Source organism: Streptomyces sp. NPDC101118, assembly GCF_044759445.1.
Lineage (GTDB): Bacteria > Actinomycetota > Actinomycetes > Streptomycetales > Streptomycetaceae > Streptomyces.
Genome location: NZ_JBIVZG010000024.1, coordinates 60,370 through 77,414, shown reverse-complemented (window position 1 = coordinate 77,414; position 17,045 = coordinate 60,370). Strand labels below are relative to the sequence as shown.

General features: G+C 73.6%; 17 protein-coding genes. 10 read left to right on the top strand and 7 right to left on the bottom strand.

Going from position 1 to position 17,045, the window contains the following annotated elements; genetic code table 11:
* Window positions 1–94: 94 nt before the first annotated feature.
* The 3 genes from ACIQUQ_RS30085 to ACIQUQ_RS30075 all read right to left on the bottom strand — a co-directional run bounded on the left by ACIQUQ_RS30085 (window position 95) and on the right by ACIQUQ_RS30075 (window position 2,834).
* Window positions 95–784, bottom strand: a complete 690-nt coding sequence (locus tag ACIQUQ_RS30085; protein WP_403982158.1) for a PP2C family protein-serine/threonine phosphatase — start codon at window positions 782–784, stop codon at window positions 95–97.
* 117 nt (window positions 785–901) lie between these two features.
* Window positions 902–2,155 carry a glycosyltransferase gene (locus tag ACIQUQ_RS30080; RefSeq protein ID WP_403982155.1) on the bottom strand — a complete coding sequence of 418 codons (1,254 nt, stop codon included), beginning with the start codon at window positions 2,153–2,155 and terminating at the stop codon, window positions 902–904.
* A gap of 148 nt (window positions 2,156–2,303) precedes the next feature.
* Window positions 2,304–2,834 (bottom strand): GNAT family N-acetyltransferase, encoded by a 531-nt coding sequence (locus ACIQUQ_RS30075; protein ID WP_403982153.1) that lies wholly within the window; start codon window positions 2,832–2,834, stop codon window positions 2,304–2,306.
* A 257-nt stretch (window positions 2,835–3,091) separates the two neighbouring features.
* Between ACIQUQ_RS30075 and ACIQUQ_RS30070 the strand changes: the two genes are divergently transcribed.
* Both ACIQUQ_RS30070 and ACIQUQ_RS30065 read left to right on the top strand, forming a co-directional pair.
* Window positions 3,092–4,591 carry a M4 family metallopeptidase gene (locus ACIQUQ_RS30070; protein WP_403982308.1) on the top strand — a complete coding sequence of 500 codons (1,500 nt, stop codon included), beginning with the start codon at window positions 3,092–3,094 and terminating at the stop codon, window positions 4,589–4,591.
* A gap of 69 nt (window positions 4,592–4,660) precedes the next feature.
* Entirely contained in the window at window positions 4,661–5,383 is a 723-nt protein-coding gene (locus tag ACIQUQ_RS30065) for a Clp protease N-terminal domain-containing protein (RefSeq protein ID WP_403982151.1), read from the top strand.
* Window positions 5,384–5,485: 102 nt separating this feature from the next.
* Here ACIQUQ_RS30065 and ACIQUQ_RS30060 read toward each other — a convergent pair whose 3' ends face one another.
* Window positions 5,486–6,166: a TetR/AcrR family transcriptional regulator gene (locus tag ACIQUQ_RS30060; RefSeq protein WP_403982305.1), complete on the bottom strand. Its 681-nt coding sequence runs from the start codon at window positions 6,164–6,166 to the stop codon at window positions 5,486–5,488.
* A gap of 153 nt (window positions 6,167–6,319) precedes the next feature.
* Between ACIQUQ_RS30060 and ACIQUQ_RS30055 the strand changes: the two genes are divergently transcribed.
* Window positions 6,320–7,885 carry an FAD-dependent monooxygenase gene (locus ACIQUQ_RS30055; RefSeq protein WP_403982149.1) on the top strand — a complete coding sequence of 522 codons (1,566 nt, stop codon included), beginning with the start codon at window positions 6,320–6,322 and terminating at the stop codon, window positions 7,883–7,885.
* Window positions 7,886–7,978: 93 nt separating this feature from the next.
* Here the strand turns inward: ACIQUQ_RS30055 and ACIQUQ_RS30050 are convergent, their stop codons facing one another.
* The 3 genes from ACIQUQ_RS30050 to ACIQUQ_RS30040 all read right to left on the bottom strand — a co-directional run bounded on the left by ACIQUQ_RS30050 (window position 7,979) and on the right by ACIQUQ_RS30040 (window position 11,170).
* Window positions 7,979–8,923: an AraC family transcriptional regulator gene (locus ACIQUQ_RS30050; protein WP_403982147.1), complete on the bottom strand. Its 945-nt coding sequence runs from the start codon at window positions 8,921–8,923 to the stop codon at window positions 7,979–7,981.
* 54 nt (window positions 8,924–8,977) lie between these two features.
* The gene (locus ACIQUQ_RS30045) at window positions 8,978–9,793 is read right to left on the bottom strand and encodes an NAD(P)H-binding protein (protein ID WP_403982145.1); all 816 of its coding nucleotides are present in this window, start codon (window positions 9,791–9,793) and stop codon (window positions 8,978–8,980) included.
* Between the two features lie 171 nt (window positions 9,794–9,964).
* A complete protein-coding gene (locus ACIQUQ_RS30040) occupies window positions 9,965–11,170 on the bottom strand; it encodes an NAD(P)/FAD-dependent oxidoreductase (protein ID WP_403982143.1) in 1,206 nt (401 codons plus the stop codon).
* Window positions 11,171–11,322: 152 nt separating this feature from the next.
* Here ACIQUQ_RS30040 and ACIQUQ_RS30035 point away from each other — a divergent pair, with 152 nt between their 5' ends.
* The 7 genes from ACIQUQ_RS30035 (at window position 11,323) to cysD (ending at window position 17,044) form a co-directional block, all read left to right on the top strand.
* On the top strand, window positions 11,323–12,753 hold the full coding sequence (locus ACIQUQ_RS30035) for an ATP-binding protein (protein ID WP_403982140.1): 1,431 nt from the start codon (window positions 11,323–11,325) through the stop codon (window positions 12,751–12,753).
* A 59-nt stretch (window positions 12,754–12,812) separates the two neighbouring features.
* Entirely contained in the window at window positions 12,813–13,223 is a 411-nt protein-coding gene (locus tag ACIQUQ_RS30030) for a VOC family protein (RefSeq protein ID WP_403982138.1), read from the top strand.
* Between the two features lie 48 nt (window positions 13,224–13,271).
* On the top strand, window positions 13,272–13,790 hold the full coding sequence (locus ACIQUQ_RS30025; RefSeq protein WP_403982135.1) for a helix-turn-helix transcriptional regulator: 519 nt from the start codon (window positions 13,272–13,274) through the stop codon (window positions 13,788–13,790).
* 51 nt (window positions 13,791–13,841) lie between these two features.
* Window positions 13,842–14,324 (top strand): iron chaperone, encoded by a 483-nt coding sequence (locus tag ACIQUQ_RS30020; RefSeq protein ID WP_403982133.1) that lies wholly within the window; start codon window positions 13,842–13,844, stop codon window positions 14,322–14,324.
* A gap of 306 nt (window positions 14,325–14,630) precedes the next feature.
* Window positions 14,631–15,407, top strand: a complete 777-nt coding sequence (locus ACIQUQ_RS30015; protein ID WP_403982130.1) for an alpha/beta fold hydrolase — start codon at window positions 14,631–14,633, stop codon at window positions 15,405–15,407.
* A 150-nt stretch (window positions 15,408–15,557) separates the two neighbouring features.
* Complete coding sequence (cysC, locus tag ACIQUQ_RS30010) at window positions 15,558–16,109, top strand: adenylyl-sulfate kinase (protein WP_403982303.1); 552 nt, start codon at window positions 15,558–15,560, stop codon at window positions 16,107–16,109.
* Window positions 16,106–17,044, top strand: coding sequence for a sulfate adenylyltransferase subunit CysD (gene cysD / locus ACIQUQ_RS30005; RefSeq protein WP_403982127.1), 939 nt, complete (start codon window positions 16,106–16,108; stop codon window positions 17,042–17,044). Before cysC ends, cysD begins: the two co-directional genes overlap by 4 nt.
* The last annotated feature ends 1 nt before the right edge of the window (window position 17,045 follow it).

Below are 17,045 nucleotides of genomic sequence, written 5' to 3'. Positions count from 1 at the left end.
GTCTGCGTGTGTGGCTTGTGAACTGGTAGACCGGCGCGGCCCGCCGGACTCATCGGCACGCCGGCCCCTTTCTCTTGTGATGTGGGTCACGCGGTCAGAGGTCGGCGACGAGGGCCGTCGCGTTGTCGGCGGGTCCGGTGGCGTGGGCCACCGCCGCGGCGACGAGCGCGCGGGCCGCCGCCTGTGGGGTTCCCGCGAGGTGGGCCGCCAGGTCGGCGCCGGCGTCCTCCAGGGGTTCGTACGCCCCGTCGCTCGCCAGCAGGAGGCGGCCCCCGGCGGGCACGGACCGGGTGCCGAGCAGCCAGTCGGGACGGGTGTCGCCGAGGTAGGAGGTAACCAGGTTGCGGTCGTACGGGCCGGGCGTCAGCCCCATGTCCTGCAGCTGCCGGCGCATGTTGTGGTCGGCGGTGAGGCAGACCGCCTCGCGGGCGCCCGGCGGGAGCAGGTAGGCGCGGGAGTCGCCGCACCAGGCGACCTGGAGCCGCTGGTCGGACACGACCGCCACGACGGCGACCGCGCAGGGCAGTTCCGTGTACGGGTCCTGGCGCGCAGGATCGGCGGCGATGGCGGCGTGCACCGCGCGCAGGCCCGGCTCGGCGCCCTCCCGGGCGGCGGCGCGGGCCAGGCGGCGGGCGGTGGTCCGCGCCCAGTCGCGGACCTCGTCGTTGCTGCCGATGCCGTCGAGCAGCGCGTACGACCGCGCGCCGCGATGGGTGAACGTCGCGGTGGCGTCGCACTGGTGGGACCGGTCGCCGGTCAGCTGGGCGGTGGCATGGGCACGCATGAGGCTCCTTAATGTGCGCGATTGTGCCAAATTGCCGCTGGTCGGTGCAGGAACGTGCCGTCTCTCGGCGCGCTCGCCTGCCGGCTGGGTGGTCCGGGCAGGCCGTGCGGGTGGCCGTCAGAGGCGTGCCAGGGCCGAGAGGACGGGGGCCGAGCCGTCCTCGGCCGCCAGCGCGGCGGCCAGGGCGCGGGGCCGTGCGGGCGGCACCGCGAGGGCGGCGCGGATGGCGGCCGCCAGGTCCGCGGCGTGGAGGCGCTGGTAGCGAAGGGGGCGGGGGGCCACGCCGAGGGTGTGCAGGCGGGCGGCCCAGAAGTGCTGGTCGAGCTGGACCGGTACGGGTACGGCGGGGACGCCCGCCCGCAGGCCCGCGGACGTGGTGCCGGCGCCGGCGTGGTGGATCACCGCGGCCATGCGGGGGAACAGGGCGGCGTGCGGTGCCTCGCCGATGGTGAGGACGTCGTCCCCTTCCGCGTGCAGGCCGGACCAGCCGGACTGCACGACGCCCCGTACGCCGGCGAGGCGGAAGGCCTTCACCAGGAGGGCGGACAGGCGTGGGGCGTCGCCCGCGACGAAGCTGCCGAAGCCGGCGAAGACCGGGGGCGGGCCGGCCGCGAGGAACTCCGCCAGGCGTGGCTCGGGTTCCCAGGCGGGCGGGGCCGGCGGCCACCAGTACCCGCACACCTCGTGGCCCTCGGGCCAGTCGGCCGGGCGGGGTACGACGGTGGGGCTGAAGCCGTGCAGGACGGTGCGGGCGGGCGGGAGGCCGAGGAATCCGGTGAAGGCGCCGCGGGAGGTTCCGCGGCGGGGCGCGGGGAGGCCGAGTTCGCGGCGCAGGGCCCGGACGGCGGGGGCGAAGAGGCCGTCGGTGCCGGCCCAGAGGGCGCGGGAGGCCAGCAGGTTGCCGTATCCGCCGAGGGTCCTTGCGGCGGTGACCAGGGGCGGGTAGGCGCGGGTGGGGGTGACCGGCTGGAGGTAGCCGCTCAGGCTGGGGATGCGGTGGGCCTCCGCCAGGACGGTGCACATCGGGTCGGTGACGGTGGAGGAGATCAGCACGTCGGCGCCCTGGGCGACGGCGTCGGCGATCCCGCGCGTGAGGCGCGGCATGAAGCGCCGCGCCATGGTCACGGCCCGGGCCATCGCCACGGCAGGGCTGACGGCGCGGGCCAGGCCCTGGCCGGTGGCGGAGGCCAGTTCCTCGCGGGGGTCGACCGGGAGGGGGCGGAAGCCGATGCCGTGGCCGGTGACCGCGTCGGCGAAGCGGGCGTGGGTGGCGAGGTCGACGGCGTGGCCGGCCTCGCGCAGGCGGACGGCGAGGCCGGTGTAGGGGGCGACGTCGCCCCAGGAGCCGGCGGTGACGATCAGTACGCGCACGTGCCCAGTGTGCCGGGCGCGCGGGGCGGGCGTACCGGGTCGCGAGGTGGTTGTTCCGTGCCGGGCGGGCCGGGCGGTCCCCGGGGCGGGTGGGGAGGTGCTTTCCGGCCGCGTCCGAGGGCGGCCGCGGGCGGCGGGTGGTGGTGCGTCAGGGGGTGCCGGCGCCCGGCGGGGAGGTGTGCAGGTCCATGCCCAGGAATTGAGACGGGGTGAAGCCGAGGGAGCTGTAGAGCGGCTTGCCGTCGGCGCTCGCGTGGAGCTGGATGTACGTGAGGCCCTGGGCGTCGAGCCAGTCGACCAGGCCCGACACGATCCGCCTGCCGTACCCCTTCCCGCGGGCTCCGGTGTCGGTCACGATGCCGTCCAGGTAGCCGCGGCGACCGTCCAGCCAGAGGGGTCCCGGCAGGTGGTACGTCACCCAGGCCAGCCCGCAGGCCTCCAGGCGTTCGCCGGGCGCACCCCCGATGACCAGGCACGTGTGGTCGGGGCGGGCGGTGAGGCGTTCGGTGAACCAGGCGTGGGCGACCTCGCGCCAGGGGGCGTCGGCCGGGCCGGGTTCGACGCCGAGCGAGGCGAGCGCGACGGCGCGGAGGCGGACGAGTTCGGGGAGGTCCTCGGGCGTCGCACGGCGTGGGGAGGGCAGCGGGGCGGCGGGTGCCGCGGGTGCGGGATCTGTCATGGGCTCAAGTCCCTTCCGGGGGTGGATCCACAGCCGGACGTATCCGGCATTCGGACAACAGTTTTCTACGTTCGGACAACTCAAGGTCAAATTCTTGTTGCAGACCTGTCAAAAACCCCTGGCCGCTGGCACGCTTCTCAGCCGCTGACCCCCACGGCTTCCAAGGAGCACGAGTGACCTTCCCCCAGTCCTCATCCCGCACCTCCCGTACCCGTACCCGCATCGTGCGAGCCGGCGCGCTGGTCGCCTCCGCCGCGATGGTGGTCGTCGCGGTGCAGAGCGGCTCGGCCTCCGCCACGGCCGACCGCGAGGCCGGCGCGACCGCCGTGTCCCTGTCCGGCGCACAGCGCGCCACCGCCATCGCCCAGGCGCAGTCGGGCGCCGCCGCGACCGCCAAGGCGCTGGGCCTGGGCTCGTCCGAGGCCCTCGTGGTGCGCGACGTGATCCGCGACGCGGACGGCACCGTGCACACCCGGTACGAGCGCACCTACGCCGGACTCCCGGTGCTGGGCGGTGACCTGGTCGTCCACCAGAAGAAGGACGGCAGCCGCAAGACCACGCGCGCGACGAACGCGAAGATAACCGTGGCGAGCACCTTCGCCGCCAAGGCCGCCCCGAAGAACGCCCGCAAGGTCGTCTGGGCCGCGAACGGCACGCCCACCCTGGCGTGGGAGGCCGTCACCACGGGCACCTCGCACGACGGCACGCCGAGCGAGCTGCACACCATCACCGACGCCCGCACGGGCAAGGTGCTGCACAGCTACGACGCCATCTTCACCGGCACGGGCACCAGCCAGTACAGCGGTTCCGTCTCTCTCGGCACCGTGAAGAACGGCTCGCTGTACGAGCTGACGGACGCCGGCCGCGGCGGCCACAAGACGTACGACCTCAACGGCGGCACCAACGGCACCGGGACGCTCTTCACCGACGCGGACGACGCGTGGGGCGACGGCACGGCCGGCAGCCGGCAGACCGCGGCCGTCGACGCCGCCTACGGCGCGGGCGTGACCTGGGACTTCTACAAGAACGAGCTGGGCCGCCTGGGCATCCGCGGCGACGGCGTGGGCGCGTACTCGCGGGTCCACTACGGCAACGCGTACGTCAACGCCTTCTGGTCGGACCAGTGCTTCTGCATGACCTACGGCGACGGAGCGGGCAACGCCAAGCCGCTGACCTCGCTGGACGTCGCCGGACACGAGATGACCCACGGCCTGACGGCCTCGACGGCGGGGCTGCGTTACAGCCGCGAGTCGGGCGGCCTGAACGAGGCGACGTCGGACATCCTCGGCACCTCCGTGGAGTTCTACGCGGCGAACTCGGCCGACCAGGGCGACTACCTCATCGGCGAGAAGATCGACATCCGGGGCAACGGCACGCCGCTGCGCTACATGGACAAGCCGAGCCGGGACGGCAACTCCGCCGACTACTGGTCGAAGACCCTCGGCCGGCTGGACGTGCACTACTCGTCCGGGCCCGCGAACCACTTCTTCTACCTGCTGTCGGAGGGCAGCGGAGCGAAGACGATCAACGGCGTGAGCTACAACTCGCCGACCTACGACGGCTCGTCGGTGACCGGCATCGGCCGCGTCAAGGCGTACAAGATCTGGTACAAGGCGCTGGCGACGTACATGACCTCGTCGACGGACTACGCGGGCGCGCGCGTCGCGACCCTGAAGGCCGCCGGTGACCTGTACGGCAGCGGAAGCACGGAGTACGCGGCCGTCGCCGCCGCGTGGACTGCCGTCAACGTGAAGTAGGGACCGGCCGGGGGTTCCACTGTCAACCGTAGGTTGACGTCCGACGGGGCGTCAACCTACGGTTGACGCATGACGAATCCCGTGCGGCTCGACGATCTGATCGACGCCATCAAGAAGGTGCACGACGACGCGCTGGACCAGCTGTCCGGAGCCGTGATCGCGGCGGACCACCTCGGGGAGCTGGCGGACCACCTCATAGGCCACTTCGTCGACCAGGCGCGGCGCTCCGGCGCCTCCTGGACCGACATCGGCCGCAGCATGGGGGTCACCCGGCAGGCCGCGCAGAAGCGGTTCGTGCCGAAGGAGGACGTGGACCTGGACGCGAGCCAGGGCTTCAGCCGGTACACGGACGAGGCGCGGCGCGTGGTCGTGGCCGCACAGACCGAGGCGCACGCCGAGGGCCGTCACGAGATCGGCACGGTCCACCTGGTGCTGGGCCTGGTGGCCGAGCCCTCGGACCTGGGCGCCCGGACGATCGTGGCGCAGGGCGTGACCCTGGAGGCGGTGCGCGAGGCGGCGAAGGCCGCACTGCCGGCCGCCTCGGCGGGTGATGCGCCGGCGCTGGTGCCGTTCGACGGCGAGGCGAAGAAGGTGCTGGAGCTGACGTTCCGCGAGGCGCTGCGACTGGGCCACAACTACGTCGGCACCGAGCACGTCCTGCTGGCGCTGCTGGAGTTCGAGGCCGGCGCGGGGCTGCTCACGGGGCTCGGCGTCGACAAGGCGGCGGCCGAGGCCGAGGTCGCGGAGCGGGTGGCGGAGCAGGCCGCGGCGGCTGCGGGATCGGACGGCTGAGACCGTCCGGACGGCTGGGATCGCGGGAGGCCGGTGTCGCGCTGGGGCGCGGTGCCGGCCTCTTTCGCGTGGGCGTTCGCGGGCTCTGGCGGTGAGTGCCCGTCAGGCGATGCCGTAGCGGGCCGCGATGCCGTCCAGGATGAGCTGGAGGCCTTCCTCGAAGTGGGTGTCGTAGTCCTCGAAGAGCTGGGTGCCGGCGGCCGCGGTGAGGGGGTAGTCGGCCATGCGGGCGGCGCGTTCCGCCACGTCGTAGCCCTCGCGGCGTTCGCCCGGGGCGGGGTGGACGCCCTGTTCCTCGGTGACGAAGCCGAGGGTGTACGCGAAGGCGGTGCTGGTGGCGCGGACGGCCTGGGGCAGGTCGAAGCCGGCGGCGACGAGGCCCTGGAGGTGGGCCTCCGTCTGCGCCGCGTGGTCGGTGCCGGTGAAGCGTGAGCCGCTGAAGACGCGGGCGCCGTCGCGGTAGGCGAGCAGGGCCCTGCGCAGGGAGCGGTTGGCGAGGAGCAGGCGTTCGCGCCAGGGGAGGGCGGGGTCGCCGGCCGGGTGCTCCGCCCCTTCGCCGGTCATGCGGCGGTACATCTCGGTGGCCATCTCGTCCACGAGCTCTTGCTTGTTCTTGAAGTGCCAGTAGAGCGCGGGCGCCTTGACGTCCAGCTCGTGGGCGATGGCGCGGACGGTGAGCTTGTCCAGGCCGGTCTCGTTGAGCAGGCGCAGCGCCGTCTCGGCGACGGTCGCCCGGCTCAGGGGCGGAACGCGGGGCGGGGTGTGCTGCGGCTTGGAGGTCATCGGCCGGCTCTCTGTGTCGCTCTGCTTCTCTTCGGGGATTGACACCTTAACAACGTTAAGTGCATGCTTGCGGCGTGACCTTCCTTAACATTGTTAAGGGGCGGTGGCTTTGTGTGTTTTTGCCGGGATGGATCGGGCGGACGGGGGAAAGTCATGCAGGTACAGGGGCAGGGCGTCGAGCGGGGACAGGACGCCCATGTGGGGTGTGAGCAGCGGGATTTCGAGCCGGCGTCGGCGCGCGGGGCCGGTGGCGCCGCGGTGGACGTGCTGGTCGTGGGGGCCGGGCCGACCGGTCTCGTACTGGCCTGTGATCTGGCCCGGCGGGGCGTGCGCGCGCTCGTCGTCGAGCGCTCCGGGGGGCTATTCCCCGGCTCGCGCGGCAAGGGCGTGCAGCCGCGGACCCTGGAGGTCTTCGACGACCTGGGCGTGCTGGGGCAGGTGCTGAAGTGGGGCGGCCTGGCACCGGCCGCGATGGCGTGGGTGGACGGCCGGCGTGTCGGCGAGCAGCCGGTCTTCGAGGTGGTCGAGCCGACCGAGGAGGCGCCGTACCCGGGGCCCTGGATGCTCCCCCAGTGGCGCACCCAGCAGATCCTGCTGGAGCGGCTCCGGGAGCTGGGCGGGGACGTGCGGTTCGGCGTGGAGCTGACGGGGCTCGCGCAGGACGCCGACGCCGTCACGGCCACGCTCGGCACGGCGGACGGGGGCACGGAGACGGTGCGTGCCCGGTACGCCGTGGCGGCGGACGGCGGGCGGTCGACGGTGCGGCGGCTGACCGGCATCCCGATGACGGGCGAGCAGGTGGATCCGATGCCGATGGTCGTGGCCGACGTGGTGATCCCCACGCTCGACCGGGACAACTGGCACGTCTTCCCGCCGAAGGGGGAGGGCGCGGGCTTCGCCGCGCTGTGCCCGATGCCGCACGCGGAGGACTTCCAGTTCGTCGCGCAGGCCGCGGAGCGGCGGGACGGGATCACGGCAGACGACGTGCGCGCCATGGTGGCCGGCCTGACGCACATCAGGGCGGAGGAGGTCACCGAGGTGCGGTGGGCCTCGGACTTCACCGTGAACGCGGCGATGGCCGAGCGCTTCCGGGAGGGCCGGGTCTTCCTGGCGGGGGACGCAGCCCATGTCCACTCCCCCGCGGGCGGCCAGGGGCTGAACACCAGCGTCCAGGACGCGTACAACCTCGGGTGGAAGCTGGCCGCGGTGCTGCGGGAGGGGGCGCCGGAGGAACTGCTCGACACGTACGAGCAGGAGCGGCTGCCACAGGCGGCCGCGATGCTGGGGCTGTCCACGCGGATCCACCGGGGCGAGGCGCGACGCGGCGCGGAGACCCGGCAGCTGGGCATCCACCTCCGGGAGTCGCCGCTCACCCGCGAGACCCGGAAGGGGCTGGCAGAGGGGGCGCTGCGCGCCGGAGACCGGGCGCCCGACGGGCGGCGGGACGGGCTGCGGCTCTTCGACCTGTACCGCGGGCCGCAGTTCACGCTGCTGGCGGTCGGCACCGAACTGCCGGAGGAGCTGCCGCCGCTGCCGGGGCTCCGGACGGCGAGGACGGGGGCGTACGAGGCGTACGGGCGGGGCCTGTACCTGGTGCGTCCGGACGGGTACGTCGGCTGGGCGGGGGCCGGCGGTCCGGAGGCGGTGCGCGAACTGCGGGCGTGGACGGGGCTGGTGACGGGGGTGGCCGGGGTGCCCGCCGGGATACAGGAGGGGTGAGGCCCCGGGGCGGGGGCGGTCAGCCGCCCCGCTCCCGGCCGCGGCAGGGGATGTGGCCGGCAGTCCGGGGGCGGGACCGCGGGGCCGGGGTGGTCAGCCGGGGGCCGTGGCGCGGTATTCCTGGGGGCTCATGCCGCGGACGCGCTTGAAGGCCGTGCTCAGGGCGAAGGCGCTGCCGTAGCCGACGCGGCGGGCCACGGTCGCGACCGTGGCGTCCGGTTCGCGGAGCAGGTCGGCGGCGAGGGCGAGGCGCCAGCCCGTGAGGTACGCCATCGGGGGCTCGCCCATCACGTCGGTGAAGCGGCGGGCCAGCGAGGCGCGGGACGTGCCGGTCTTCGTGGCGAGTTCGGCGACGGTCCAGCCGTACGCCGGGTTCTCGTGCAGCAGGCGGAGCGCGGGGCCGACCACGGGGTCGCCGTGGGCGCGGTACCAGGCGGGTGACCCGCTGTCGGGGTCGGCGAGCCAGTCGCGGAGCACCCCGATGAGGAGGAGGTCCAGCAGGCGGTCCAGGACGAGTTCCTGGCCGGGGCGGTCCTTGCCGATCTCCTCGGTGAGGAGGTGGACGAGGGTCAGGTCGGTGCCCTTGGCGGGACGGACGAGGAGGGGAGGGAGCGCGGCGAGCAGTCGCCTGCCGATCTCGCTGGGGCCGAGGTAGGTGCCGGTGAGCATGACGGCGGCGTCGGGGGCCGGCTGGGCGACGCCCCAGGTGCGGATGCCCAGGGACATCGAATCGCTGACGTCGACGCCTTCCGCGGTGCTGCACCGCTGGTCGGGGTCGACCGTGATCAGCGGGGGCAGGCCGGGGGTGTCGGTGATGGTGTACGGATCCGGGCCCCGGGCGACGGCGATGTCGCCGGCCCGCAGCGGGACCGGATCGCCGCCGTCGGTCAGCACCCAGCCGTCGCCGTGGACGAGGGTGAAGACGGAGAGGGGCGCCCGGTCCTCGATGCGGACCGACCAGGAGGGGTTGAACACCGCCTTGAGGAGGAAGGCGCCGCGCGCCTTGGGCCCGTCGAGCAGGCCGGCCAGGGTGTCCATGCCCTCCACGATAGGGGCAGGCAGCCGGGGCGGCCCTGCTCCGGCGGACATCGCCTAGTCGTTCCAGACGCCCGTGGCGGCGGCCTCGCGGGCGTAGTCGGCGAAGTCCTTCGCCGGGCGGCCCAGGACCTCCTCGACGCCGTGGGCGAGGTGGGCGTTGCGGCCGTCGAGGATCAGCCGGAAGAGGTCGGCGAACTCGGTGGGCACGCCGTTCGCGGCGAGAACGGCCTTGTAGTCCTCGATGCTGACGGGAAGGTAGGTGATGGTGCGGCCGATGGCCTTGGAGAGTTCGGCGGCCACGTCGTGGAAGCTGAGCAGGCGGGGGCCGGAGAGTTCGTAGGTGCGGCCGACGTGGCGGTCGTCGGTGAGCGCGGCGACGACGACGTCCGCGATGTCGTCCGCGTCGACGAAGGGCTCGACGGCGTCGGCGGTGGGGAGGGCGATCTCCCCGGCGCGCACGTCGTCGAGGAAGAAGCTCTCGTCGAAGTTCTGGTTGAACCAGGCGGCCCGGACCACGGTCCAGTCGGCGCCGGAGGCCTTCAGGGCCTCTTCGCCGGCCTCGGCGCCCTCCTCACCGCGGCCGGAGAGGAGCACCAGGCGGCGGGTGCCGCGCTCGACGGCGACGCGGGCGAAGGCGCCGACGGTCTCGGCGGCGCCGGGGAAGCCGAGGTCCGGCGCGTAGGTGACGTACACGGAGTGGACGCCGTCGAGGGCGGGCGCCCAGGTCTCGGGGTCCTCCCAGACGAAGGGCACCGCGGCGGAGCGCGATCCGACGCGCACGTCGAGGCCGCGCTCGGTGAGCTTCGAGACGACGCGGCGCCCGGTCTTGCCGGTGCCGCCGATGACGAGGGTGGTGGTGTTCTGGGTCATGTCTCCAGTGAACCGGCGGGAGTTGAGACGGCACATAGCTGTGAAGCTCAGGCGCATACGCGAGCGTCCAGGCCGCCGCGAGCACGCGCGGGATCGAATCCGGCCGCGGCTCGCGGGGCCTTCGGGGAGGCACCGTCCACCCGGGCGAGGGGCGGGGCGGTGCGGTCGCCGTCACGCCGGGCGGCCCGCGAGGGCGGGGGCGGCGTCACGCCGGGCCTTGAGCTGCTCCTGGCGCGTGCCGCCGCGCGACATGAGGTGCAGCTTGTACTCGCCGGGCTTCTGCCCCTCGTGGGCCAGGTGCTTGACGACGCCCTTGCAGATGGTCTCCTTCAGCTTGGCGCCGGGCTTGCCGTTGATGTGGAACCACACGGCGACGTCGTACTTGTTGCCCAGCTGGAAGATGCCGGTCCCCCGGCCGAGGCTGATGCACTGGGCGCCGAACGCCTGGTTGAGGGTGGCCGGCTGCTCGCCCGCGATGCGGCTGAGCACGGTGTCGGCGGCGCGTGCGCCCTGGGGCATCGCGGCCTGGCAGCTCATGCGCTGCGGCAGACCCGAGGGGGCGGCGGAGTCACCGGCGGCGACGACGTGCGCGTCGTCCACGCTGGTGAGGGTCTCGTCGGTGAGCAGGCGGCCCAGGGCGTCGGTGGTCAGTCCGCTGCGGGCGGCCAGGTCCGGCACGCCGAAGCCGGCGGTCCAGATGGTGACCTCGCTGGGCAGTTCACGCCCGTCGGCGAGCCGCACGGCGTCGGCGGTCACGGCGGTCACCCTGGAGCCGGGGCCGTCGAGCACGGCCACGCCGAGTGCGGCGAGCCGCTTGGCGACGGCCCGGCGGCCGCGCGGGTGCAGGTACGGGCCGAGGACCCCGCCGCAGGCCAGGGTCACCCGGCGGCCCCGCTCGGCCAGTTCGGCCGCGGTCTCGATGCCGGTGGGACCGGCGCCGACCACGGTGACCGGGGCGGTCGCGGTCGCCGCGTCCAGCAGCGGCCGCAGCCGCTGCGCGTCCTCGAGGGTGGCGATCGGGTGGGCGTACTCGGCCGCGCCGGGCACGCTCGGGTCGGCGCTGCCGCTGCCCACGGCGTAGACCAGGTAGTCGTAGTCGGCGGTGTCGCCGTCGGCCAGCGTCAGGCGGCGGGCGGGGGCGTCGATGCGGGTCACGGTGCCGACCTGCAGCCGGACGCCGTCGGCCAGGACGTCCCGGTAGTCGACGACGGCCTCGTCGGTGCCGGCCACCAGCTGGTGCAGGCGGATCCGGTGGACGAAGGACGGCCGGGGGTTGATCAGGGTCACGGTCACGTCGTCGCGCTGGGTCAGGCGGTTCGCCGCCATCACGCCCGCGTATCCGCCGCCGATGACGATGACCTGGGTGTTCGCGTTCACGGTGTTCTCCTCCGGCTCCAGGGGGTTCAGTCACGGGACACCGCAGCCCCCGCCGTTGTGACACGACGTGACGCAGCTCACAGATCGGCTGTTCTGGCTAACGCCGGTGTTAGTAACATCCGCGTGAGTGACGTGGGGGTTAGCCTGGCGGGGTGGCCGACTTCGTGGGCAGGCGCCGGGAGCTCGAAACGCTGGAGCGGGAGCTGGCCAGGGTCGCGTCCGGCACCGGCGGGGACCGGCCCGGCCGGTGCCTGATGCTGCGCGGCCGGCGGCGGGTCGGGAAGTCCCGGCTGGTCGAGCGGTTCGCGGAGCGGTCGGGCGCGCCCTTCCTGTTCTACGCGGCCACCGGGGCCTCCCCCGCTGCCGACCTGGCCCGGCTCGCGCGCGACGCCGAGGCCTCGACCCTGCCGCTGGCCCGCCTGCTGTCCGCCGCGCGGCCCGGGGACTGGGGCGCCGCCTTCGACGTGCTGGCCGCGGCCCTGCCGCAGGACCGGCCCAGCATCGTGGTGATCGACGAGGTGCCGTACCTCATGGACGCCGACGGCGCCTTCGAGGGCACCCTCCAGCGGGCCTGGGACCGGGTGCTGGAGACCAAGCCGGTCCTGCTGGTCCTGATCGGCTCGGACCTGTCGATGATGGAGGCCCTCAACGGCTACGGCCGCCCCTTCCACCAGCGTGGCCGCGAGATGGTGCTGGGGCCCCTCAACCCCGCCGAGGTCGGCGCCATGCTGGACCTCACGCCGGCCGCGGCCTTCGACGCCGCGCTGATCACCGGCGGGCTGCCGCTGATCTGCGCCGACTGGCCGCGGGGTGCCGGGATCCAGGAGTTCCTGACCGCCGCGCTGGAGGATCCGGTCTCCGCGCTGCTGGTCTCGGCGGAGCGGTCGCTGGCCGCCGAGTTCCCGCAGACCCTGCAGGCCCGCCGGGTGCTCGGCGCCATCGGGAGCGGCGAGCGCACCTTCTCCAACATCGCGCGGGCCGCCGGCGGCATCGGCGCGACCCCGCTCCAGCGCTCGCTGGAGACCCTCACGCACAAGCGGGTGGTCGCCGCCGAACTCCCGGTCTCCACCCGGGCCTCGCGCGACCGCCGCTACCGGGTCGCCGACCCGTACCTGCGGTTCTGGCTGAAGCACCTCGGGCCCGCCCTGCCGGAGATCGAGCGCGGCCGCGGCGACCTGGCGCTCGCCCGGATCCGGGCGGGCTGGACCAGCTGGCGCGGGCGGGCCGTCGAGCCGCTGGTACGGGAGGCGCTGGCGCGGCTGCTGCCCGACGGGCGGCTGCCGGCCGCTCCGGCGATCGGGGGCTACTGGACCCGTACCAACGACGTGGAGATCGACATCGTGGGGGCGGACCGGGCGCCGGTGGCGCGGCGGCTGCTGTTCGTGGGGTCGGTGAAGTGGCTGGAGAACAAGTCCTTCGACCGGCACGACCTCGCCGCCCTGCAGCGCCACCGCGCCGCGCTCACGGACCAACCGCTGCCGCTGGTCGCGGTCTCGCGCAGCGGGGCGGACGGCGTGCGTGCGCTCGACGGGCTCGACGCGGTGTACGGGCCCGCCGAACTGCTGGAGGCCTGGCGGAGTTAGAGCCGGTCGGTCAGGAATCGAGAAGCGCGGTGCGCGGAGGCGCCCCTAGCCTGCCAAGCATGGACATCACCATTCACACGGCTTGTCTTCCGCACGACGACCCGGACGCGGCGCTCGCCTTCTACCGCGACGCGCTCGGCTTCGAGGTCCGCAGTGACGTCGGCCAGGGCAAGTCGCGCCGGATCACGGTGGGTCCGGCCGGGCGGCCGGGACCGTCGATCCTCCTGACGCCGCCGGCCTCCGATCCCGGCATCACCGAGGAAGAGCGGCGCACGGTCACCGAGATGATGGCCAAGGGCACCTACGGCTGGATCCTGCTGGCCACCCGGGACCTCGACGCCCTGTTCGAGAAGGTGCAGGCCGGTGACGCCGAGGTCGTCCAGGAGCCGACGGAGCAGCCGTTCGGCGTACGCGACTGCGCCTTCCGCGACCCTGCGGGCAACCTGGTCCGCATCCAGGAGATCCGCTGACCGTGCGGATGCCGGTCGAAATCGGAACCGACCGAGGGGAGTGTCCCGATGTGCAGGCCCGAATGGCGGCGTGCCCGCATCCAGGCGCAGCGCCTGGCCGATCTGGCGCGGCTGCGCCGGGTCCGCGACCGGATCGACAGGGAGTACGCGCAGCCGCTGGACGTGGAGGCGCTCGCCCGGGCAGCGGGCATGTCCGCCGGGCACCTCAGCCGGCAGTTCCGGGCCGCCTACGGTGAGTCTCCGTACGCCTACCTGATGACGCGTCGCATCGAGCGGGCGGCAGCGCTGCTGCAGCGGGGCGACCTCAGCGTCACCGAGGTCTGCTTCGCGGTCGGCTGCGCGTCGCTGGGCACCTTCACCACCCGCTTCACCGAGCTGGTCGGCATGCCGCCCGGCGCCTTCCGGCGCCGGGCGGCGGACGCGGCCGACGGTGCCGATGCCACGGGTGCGGACCGCGACGGCGGGCCGGCGGTCGACGTGGAGGGGATGCCGGCGTGCGTGGCGAAGCAGGTCGCGAGACCGGTCAGGATTCGAGAAGCCCCGGCAGCCGCCCAGCCCCTAGCGTGAGAGGGGTCGGCGTCCCCGACCCCGCGTGACCCCGTACGAGAGGAAACTGCCATGCCGTCTGCGAAGTCGCCCGCCGAGGATTCCGCCGTCACCGAGAAGTACGACGGATTCAGCGCCGAAGAGCGGGCCGCGATGAAGGACCACGCACGCGACCAGAAGAAGGCGGCGGCCCGGCGCGGTGCGACCAAGGCGGAGAAGGCGGCGGAGGAGGCGAGGGACGTGCTCGCGAAGATCGCCGAGATGTCCGAGGCGGACCGCGTCCTCGCCGAGCGGATCCACGAGATCATCACGACCGCCGCTCCGGACCTCGCGCCCAAGCTCTGGTACGGGATGCCCGCGTACGCCAGGAACGGCAAGGTCGTCTGCCACTTCCAGAGCGCGGAGAAGTTCAAGTCGCGGTACGCCACGCTCGGCTTCAGCGACCAGGCGGCTCTCGACGACGGCGCCGTGTGGGCGACCTCGTACGCCGTGAAGGAGCTGACCGCGGCCGACGAGGAGCGCATCGGCGCGCTGGTCAGGAAGGCGGTGAGCTGACGCCCGGGGCACCGCCCGGAGGTGGTCCCACGGCAGCACCCGTACGCAGGCGGCCGTTCCCCAGTGCTTCGATGCGCAATACATCGAAGCGTGGAGAACGGCCGCCTGCGCCATGCCGGGAGGGACCTCGGCCCCGGTCGCGTTTCCGCTGGTCACCGCCGGTTCCGCCGGGGGCGCCGCCGGGGGTCGGCGGCGGTCGGTGCAAGCGGGCCGCTAACGGTTCTCGACCGTTGATCCATCGACGCACTCGAAGCTGCCGACACAGGGCGAGGTGACAGCACCTCCGGTCGGCATGAGGAGTACGTGATGCGCAAGGTCGTTTCGCGGGACGGCACGACGATCGCTTACGAGAAGTCCGGCGAGGGCCCCGCCCTCGTGCTCCTCAACGGTGCCTTCCGCGACCACACGATCTTCGGCGACCTCGTTCCCGAGCTCGCGCAGCACTGCACCGTGTACGCCTACGACCGCCGCGGGCGCGGCCAGAGCGGTGACGCTCCCGAGTACGCCGTCGAGCGGGAGGTCGAGGACCTCGAGGCGGTGATCGAGGAGGCGGGCGGCTCGGCGGCCGTGTTCGCCGGGTCCACGGGAGCGAACCTGGCGATCCGGGCGGCGCTCTCCGGCACGCCGATCACCAGGCTGGCGCTCCACGAGCCGTTCTTCCGTGTCGAAGGCTTCCCGAAGACCCCGTGGAACGCCGCGCGGACGATCCGGGCCCTCCTGGAGGAAGACCGGCGCGACGAGGCGGCCGAGTTCTTCCTCGGCCCCGTCCTGGGCCTCACCCCCGACACGGTCGCGGAGTGGCGCAGGAGCCCGATCTGGGCGATGAACGAGGCGAACGCACACACGCTGCTGTACGACGTCGAGATCTGCGGCGACTTCGCCGTCCCGGCCGACCGGCTCGCCGGGTTCCGGACGGAGACGCTGGTCCTCAACAGCGACGGCACCAGCGCCTGGCTGCGTGCGGCCGCGCAGGCGACCGCGGCGGCCCTGCCCAACGGCCGGGGCCTCGAGCTGCGCGGGTCCTGGCACCGGATCGACATGGACGTGCTCGGCCGGACGCTGGCCGAGTTCGCCACCGCCTGAAGGACTGCCACCCCTGCCCGCGCCGACGCCCTGCGGGGCGGGGGACGTGCTCGACGACCCATCCCTGAAAGTCCGCCTTCTACCTCCCGGGAGAACACCACCGTGACCACGGCTCACACCCTGGCCGCCGGGGACACCGCGGACGCGGCCCTGGCCGCCGCCCCCAGCGAGCGCGGCGCCACCGTGTGGCTGACCGGGCTGCCCAGCGCGGGCAAGACCACCCTCGCCCGCGCCCTCGCCGAGCGGCTGCGCGCCGAGGGCCACGAGGTCGAGGTGCTCGACGGCGACGAGATCCGCGAGTTCCTCTCGTCGGGCCTGGGCTTCACCCGCGAGGACCGGCACACCAACGTGCAGCGGATCGGCTTCGTGGCCGGGCTGCTGGCCTCCCACGGCGTCAAGGCGCTGGTACCGGTCATCGCCCCGTACACCGACTCCCGCGCCGCCGTCCGTGCCCGGCACGCCGCCACCGGCACGCCGTTCCTGGAGATCCACGTGGCCACCCCGGTCACGCTCTGCTCCGAGCGCGACGTGAAGGGCCTGTACGCCAAGCAGGCGGCCGGCGAGATCTCCGGTCTCACCGGCGTCGACGACCCGTACGAGGCACCCGAGAACCCGGAGCTGCGCGTCCAGACGCAGCGCCGCTCGGTGGCCGAGTCCGTAGCCGAGCTGCACACCTTCCTGACCGAGAGGGGCCTGGCATGACGACCGCGACCCATCGCCTGATCGAGGCGTCGGGGAACCCCTTCGCTCTGACGCACCTGGACTCGCTGGAATCCGAGGCGGTCCACATCTTCCGCGAGGTGGCGGGCGAGTTCGAGAAGCCGGTGATCCTGTTCTCCGGCGGCAAGGACTCCATCGTCATGCTGCACCTGGCGCTCAAGGCCTTCGCCCCCGCGCCGGTCCCCTTCACGCTGCTGCACGTCGACACGGGGCACAACTTCCCCGAGGTCATCGAGTACCGCGACCGCACCGTCGCCCGGCACGGCCTGCGCCTGCACGTGGCCTCGGTCCAGGACTACATCGACGCCGGCAAGCTCCAGGAACGCCCCGACGGGACGCGCAACCCGCTGCAGACCGTCCCGCTGACCGAGGCGATCCAGCAGCACCGGTTCGACGCCGTGTTCGGCGGCGGCCGCCGCGACGAGGAGAAGGCCCGCGCCAAGGAGCGGGTGTTCTCGCTGCGCGACGAGTTCTCCCAGTGGGACCCGCGCCGCCAGCGCCCCGAGCTGTGGCAGCTCTACAACGGCCGCCACGCCCCGGGCGAGCACGTCCGCGTCTTCCCCCTGTCCAACTGGACCGAGCTGGACGTGTGGCAGTACATCGCCCGCGAGGACATCGAGCTCCCCCAGATCTACTTCGCCCACAAGCGGGACGTGTTCCTGCGGGGCGGCATGTGGCTGACCGCCGGCGAGTGGGGCGGCCCGAAGGACGACGAGACGGTCGAGAAGCGCCTGGTGCGCTACCGGACCGTCGGCGACATGTCCTGCACCGGCGCCGTCGACTCCGACGCCGCCACCCTCGACGCGGTGATCGCCGAGATCGCCGTCTCCCGCCTCACCGAGCGGGGCGCGACCCGCGCCGACGACAAGCTGTCCGAGGCCGCGATGGAAGACCGCAAGCGCGAAGGGTACTTCTAGC

What these genes read in the sequence shown, in the direction of transcription:
- ACIQUQ_RS30085 (WP_403982158.1), bottom strand. Translation starts at nt 784, where the DNA reads ATGCGTGCCCATGCCACCGCCCAGCTGACCGGCGACCGGTCCCACCAG.
- ACIQUQ_RS30075 (WP_403982153.1), bottom strand. Translation starts at nt 2,834, where the DNA reads ATGACAGATCCCGCACCCGCGGCACCCGCCGCCCCGCTGCCCTCCCCA.
- ACIQUQ_RS30070 (WP_403982308.1), top strand. Translation starts at nt 3,092, where the DNA reads ATGGTGGTCGTCGCGGTGCAGAGCGGCTCGGCCTCCGCCACGGCCGAC.
- ACIQUQ_RS30065 (WP_403982151.1), top strand. Translation starts at nt 4,661, where the DNA reads ATGACGAATCCCGTGCGGCTCGACGATCTGATCGACGCCATCAAGAAG.
- ACIQUQ_RS30060 (WP_403982305.1), bottom strand. Translation starts at nt 6,166, where the DNA reads ATGACCTCCAAGCCGCAGCACACCCCGCCCCGCGTTCCGCCCCTGAGC.
- ACIQUQ_RS30055 (WP_403982149.1), top strand. Translation starts at nt 6,320, where the DNA reads ATGCAGGTACAGGGGCAGGGCGTCGAGCGGGGACAGGACGCCCATGTG.
- ACIQUQ_RS30050 (WP_403982147.1), bottom strand. Translation starts at nt 8,923, where the DNA reads ATGGACACCCTGGCCGGCCTGCTCGACGGGCCCAAGGCGCGCGGCGCC.
- ACIQUQ_RS30045 (WP_403982145.1), bottom strand. Translation starts at nt 9,793, where the DNA reads ATGACCCAGAACACCACCACCCTCGTCATCGGCGGCACCGGCAAGACC.
- ACIQUQ_RS30030 (WP_403982138.1), top strand. Translation starts at nt 12,813, where the DNA reads ATGGACATCACCATTCACACGGCTTGTCTTCCGCACGACGACCCGGAC.
- ACIQUQ_RS30025 (WP_403982135.1), top strand. Translation starts at nt 13,272, where the DNA reads ATGTGCAGGCCCGAATGGCGGCGTGCCCGCATCCAGGCGCAGCGCCTG.
- ACIQUQ_RS30020 (WP_403982133.1), top strand. Translation starts at nt 13,842, where the DNA reads ATGCCGTCTGCGAAGTCGCCCGCCGAGGATTCCGCCGTCACCGAGAAG.
- ACIQUQ_RS30015 (WP_403982130.1), top strand. Translation starts at nt 14,631, where the DNA reads ATGCGCAAGGTCGTTTCGCGGGACGGCACGACGATCGCTTACGAGAAG.
- cysD (WP_403982127.1), top strand. Translation starts at nt 16,106, where the DNA reads ATGACGACCGCGACCCATCGCCTGATCGAGGCGTCGGGGAACCCCTTC.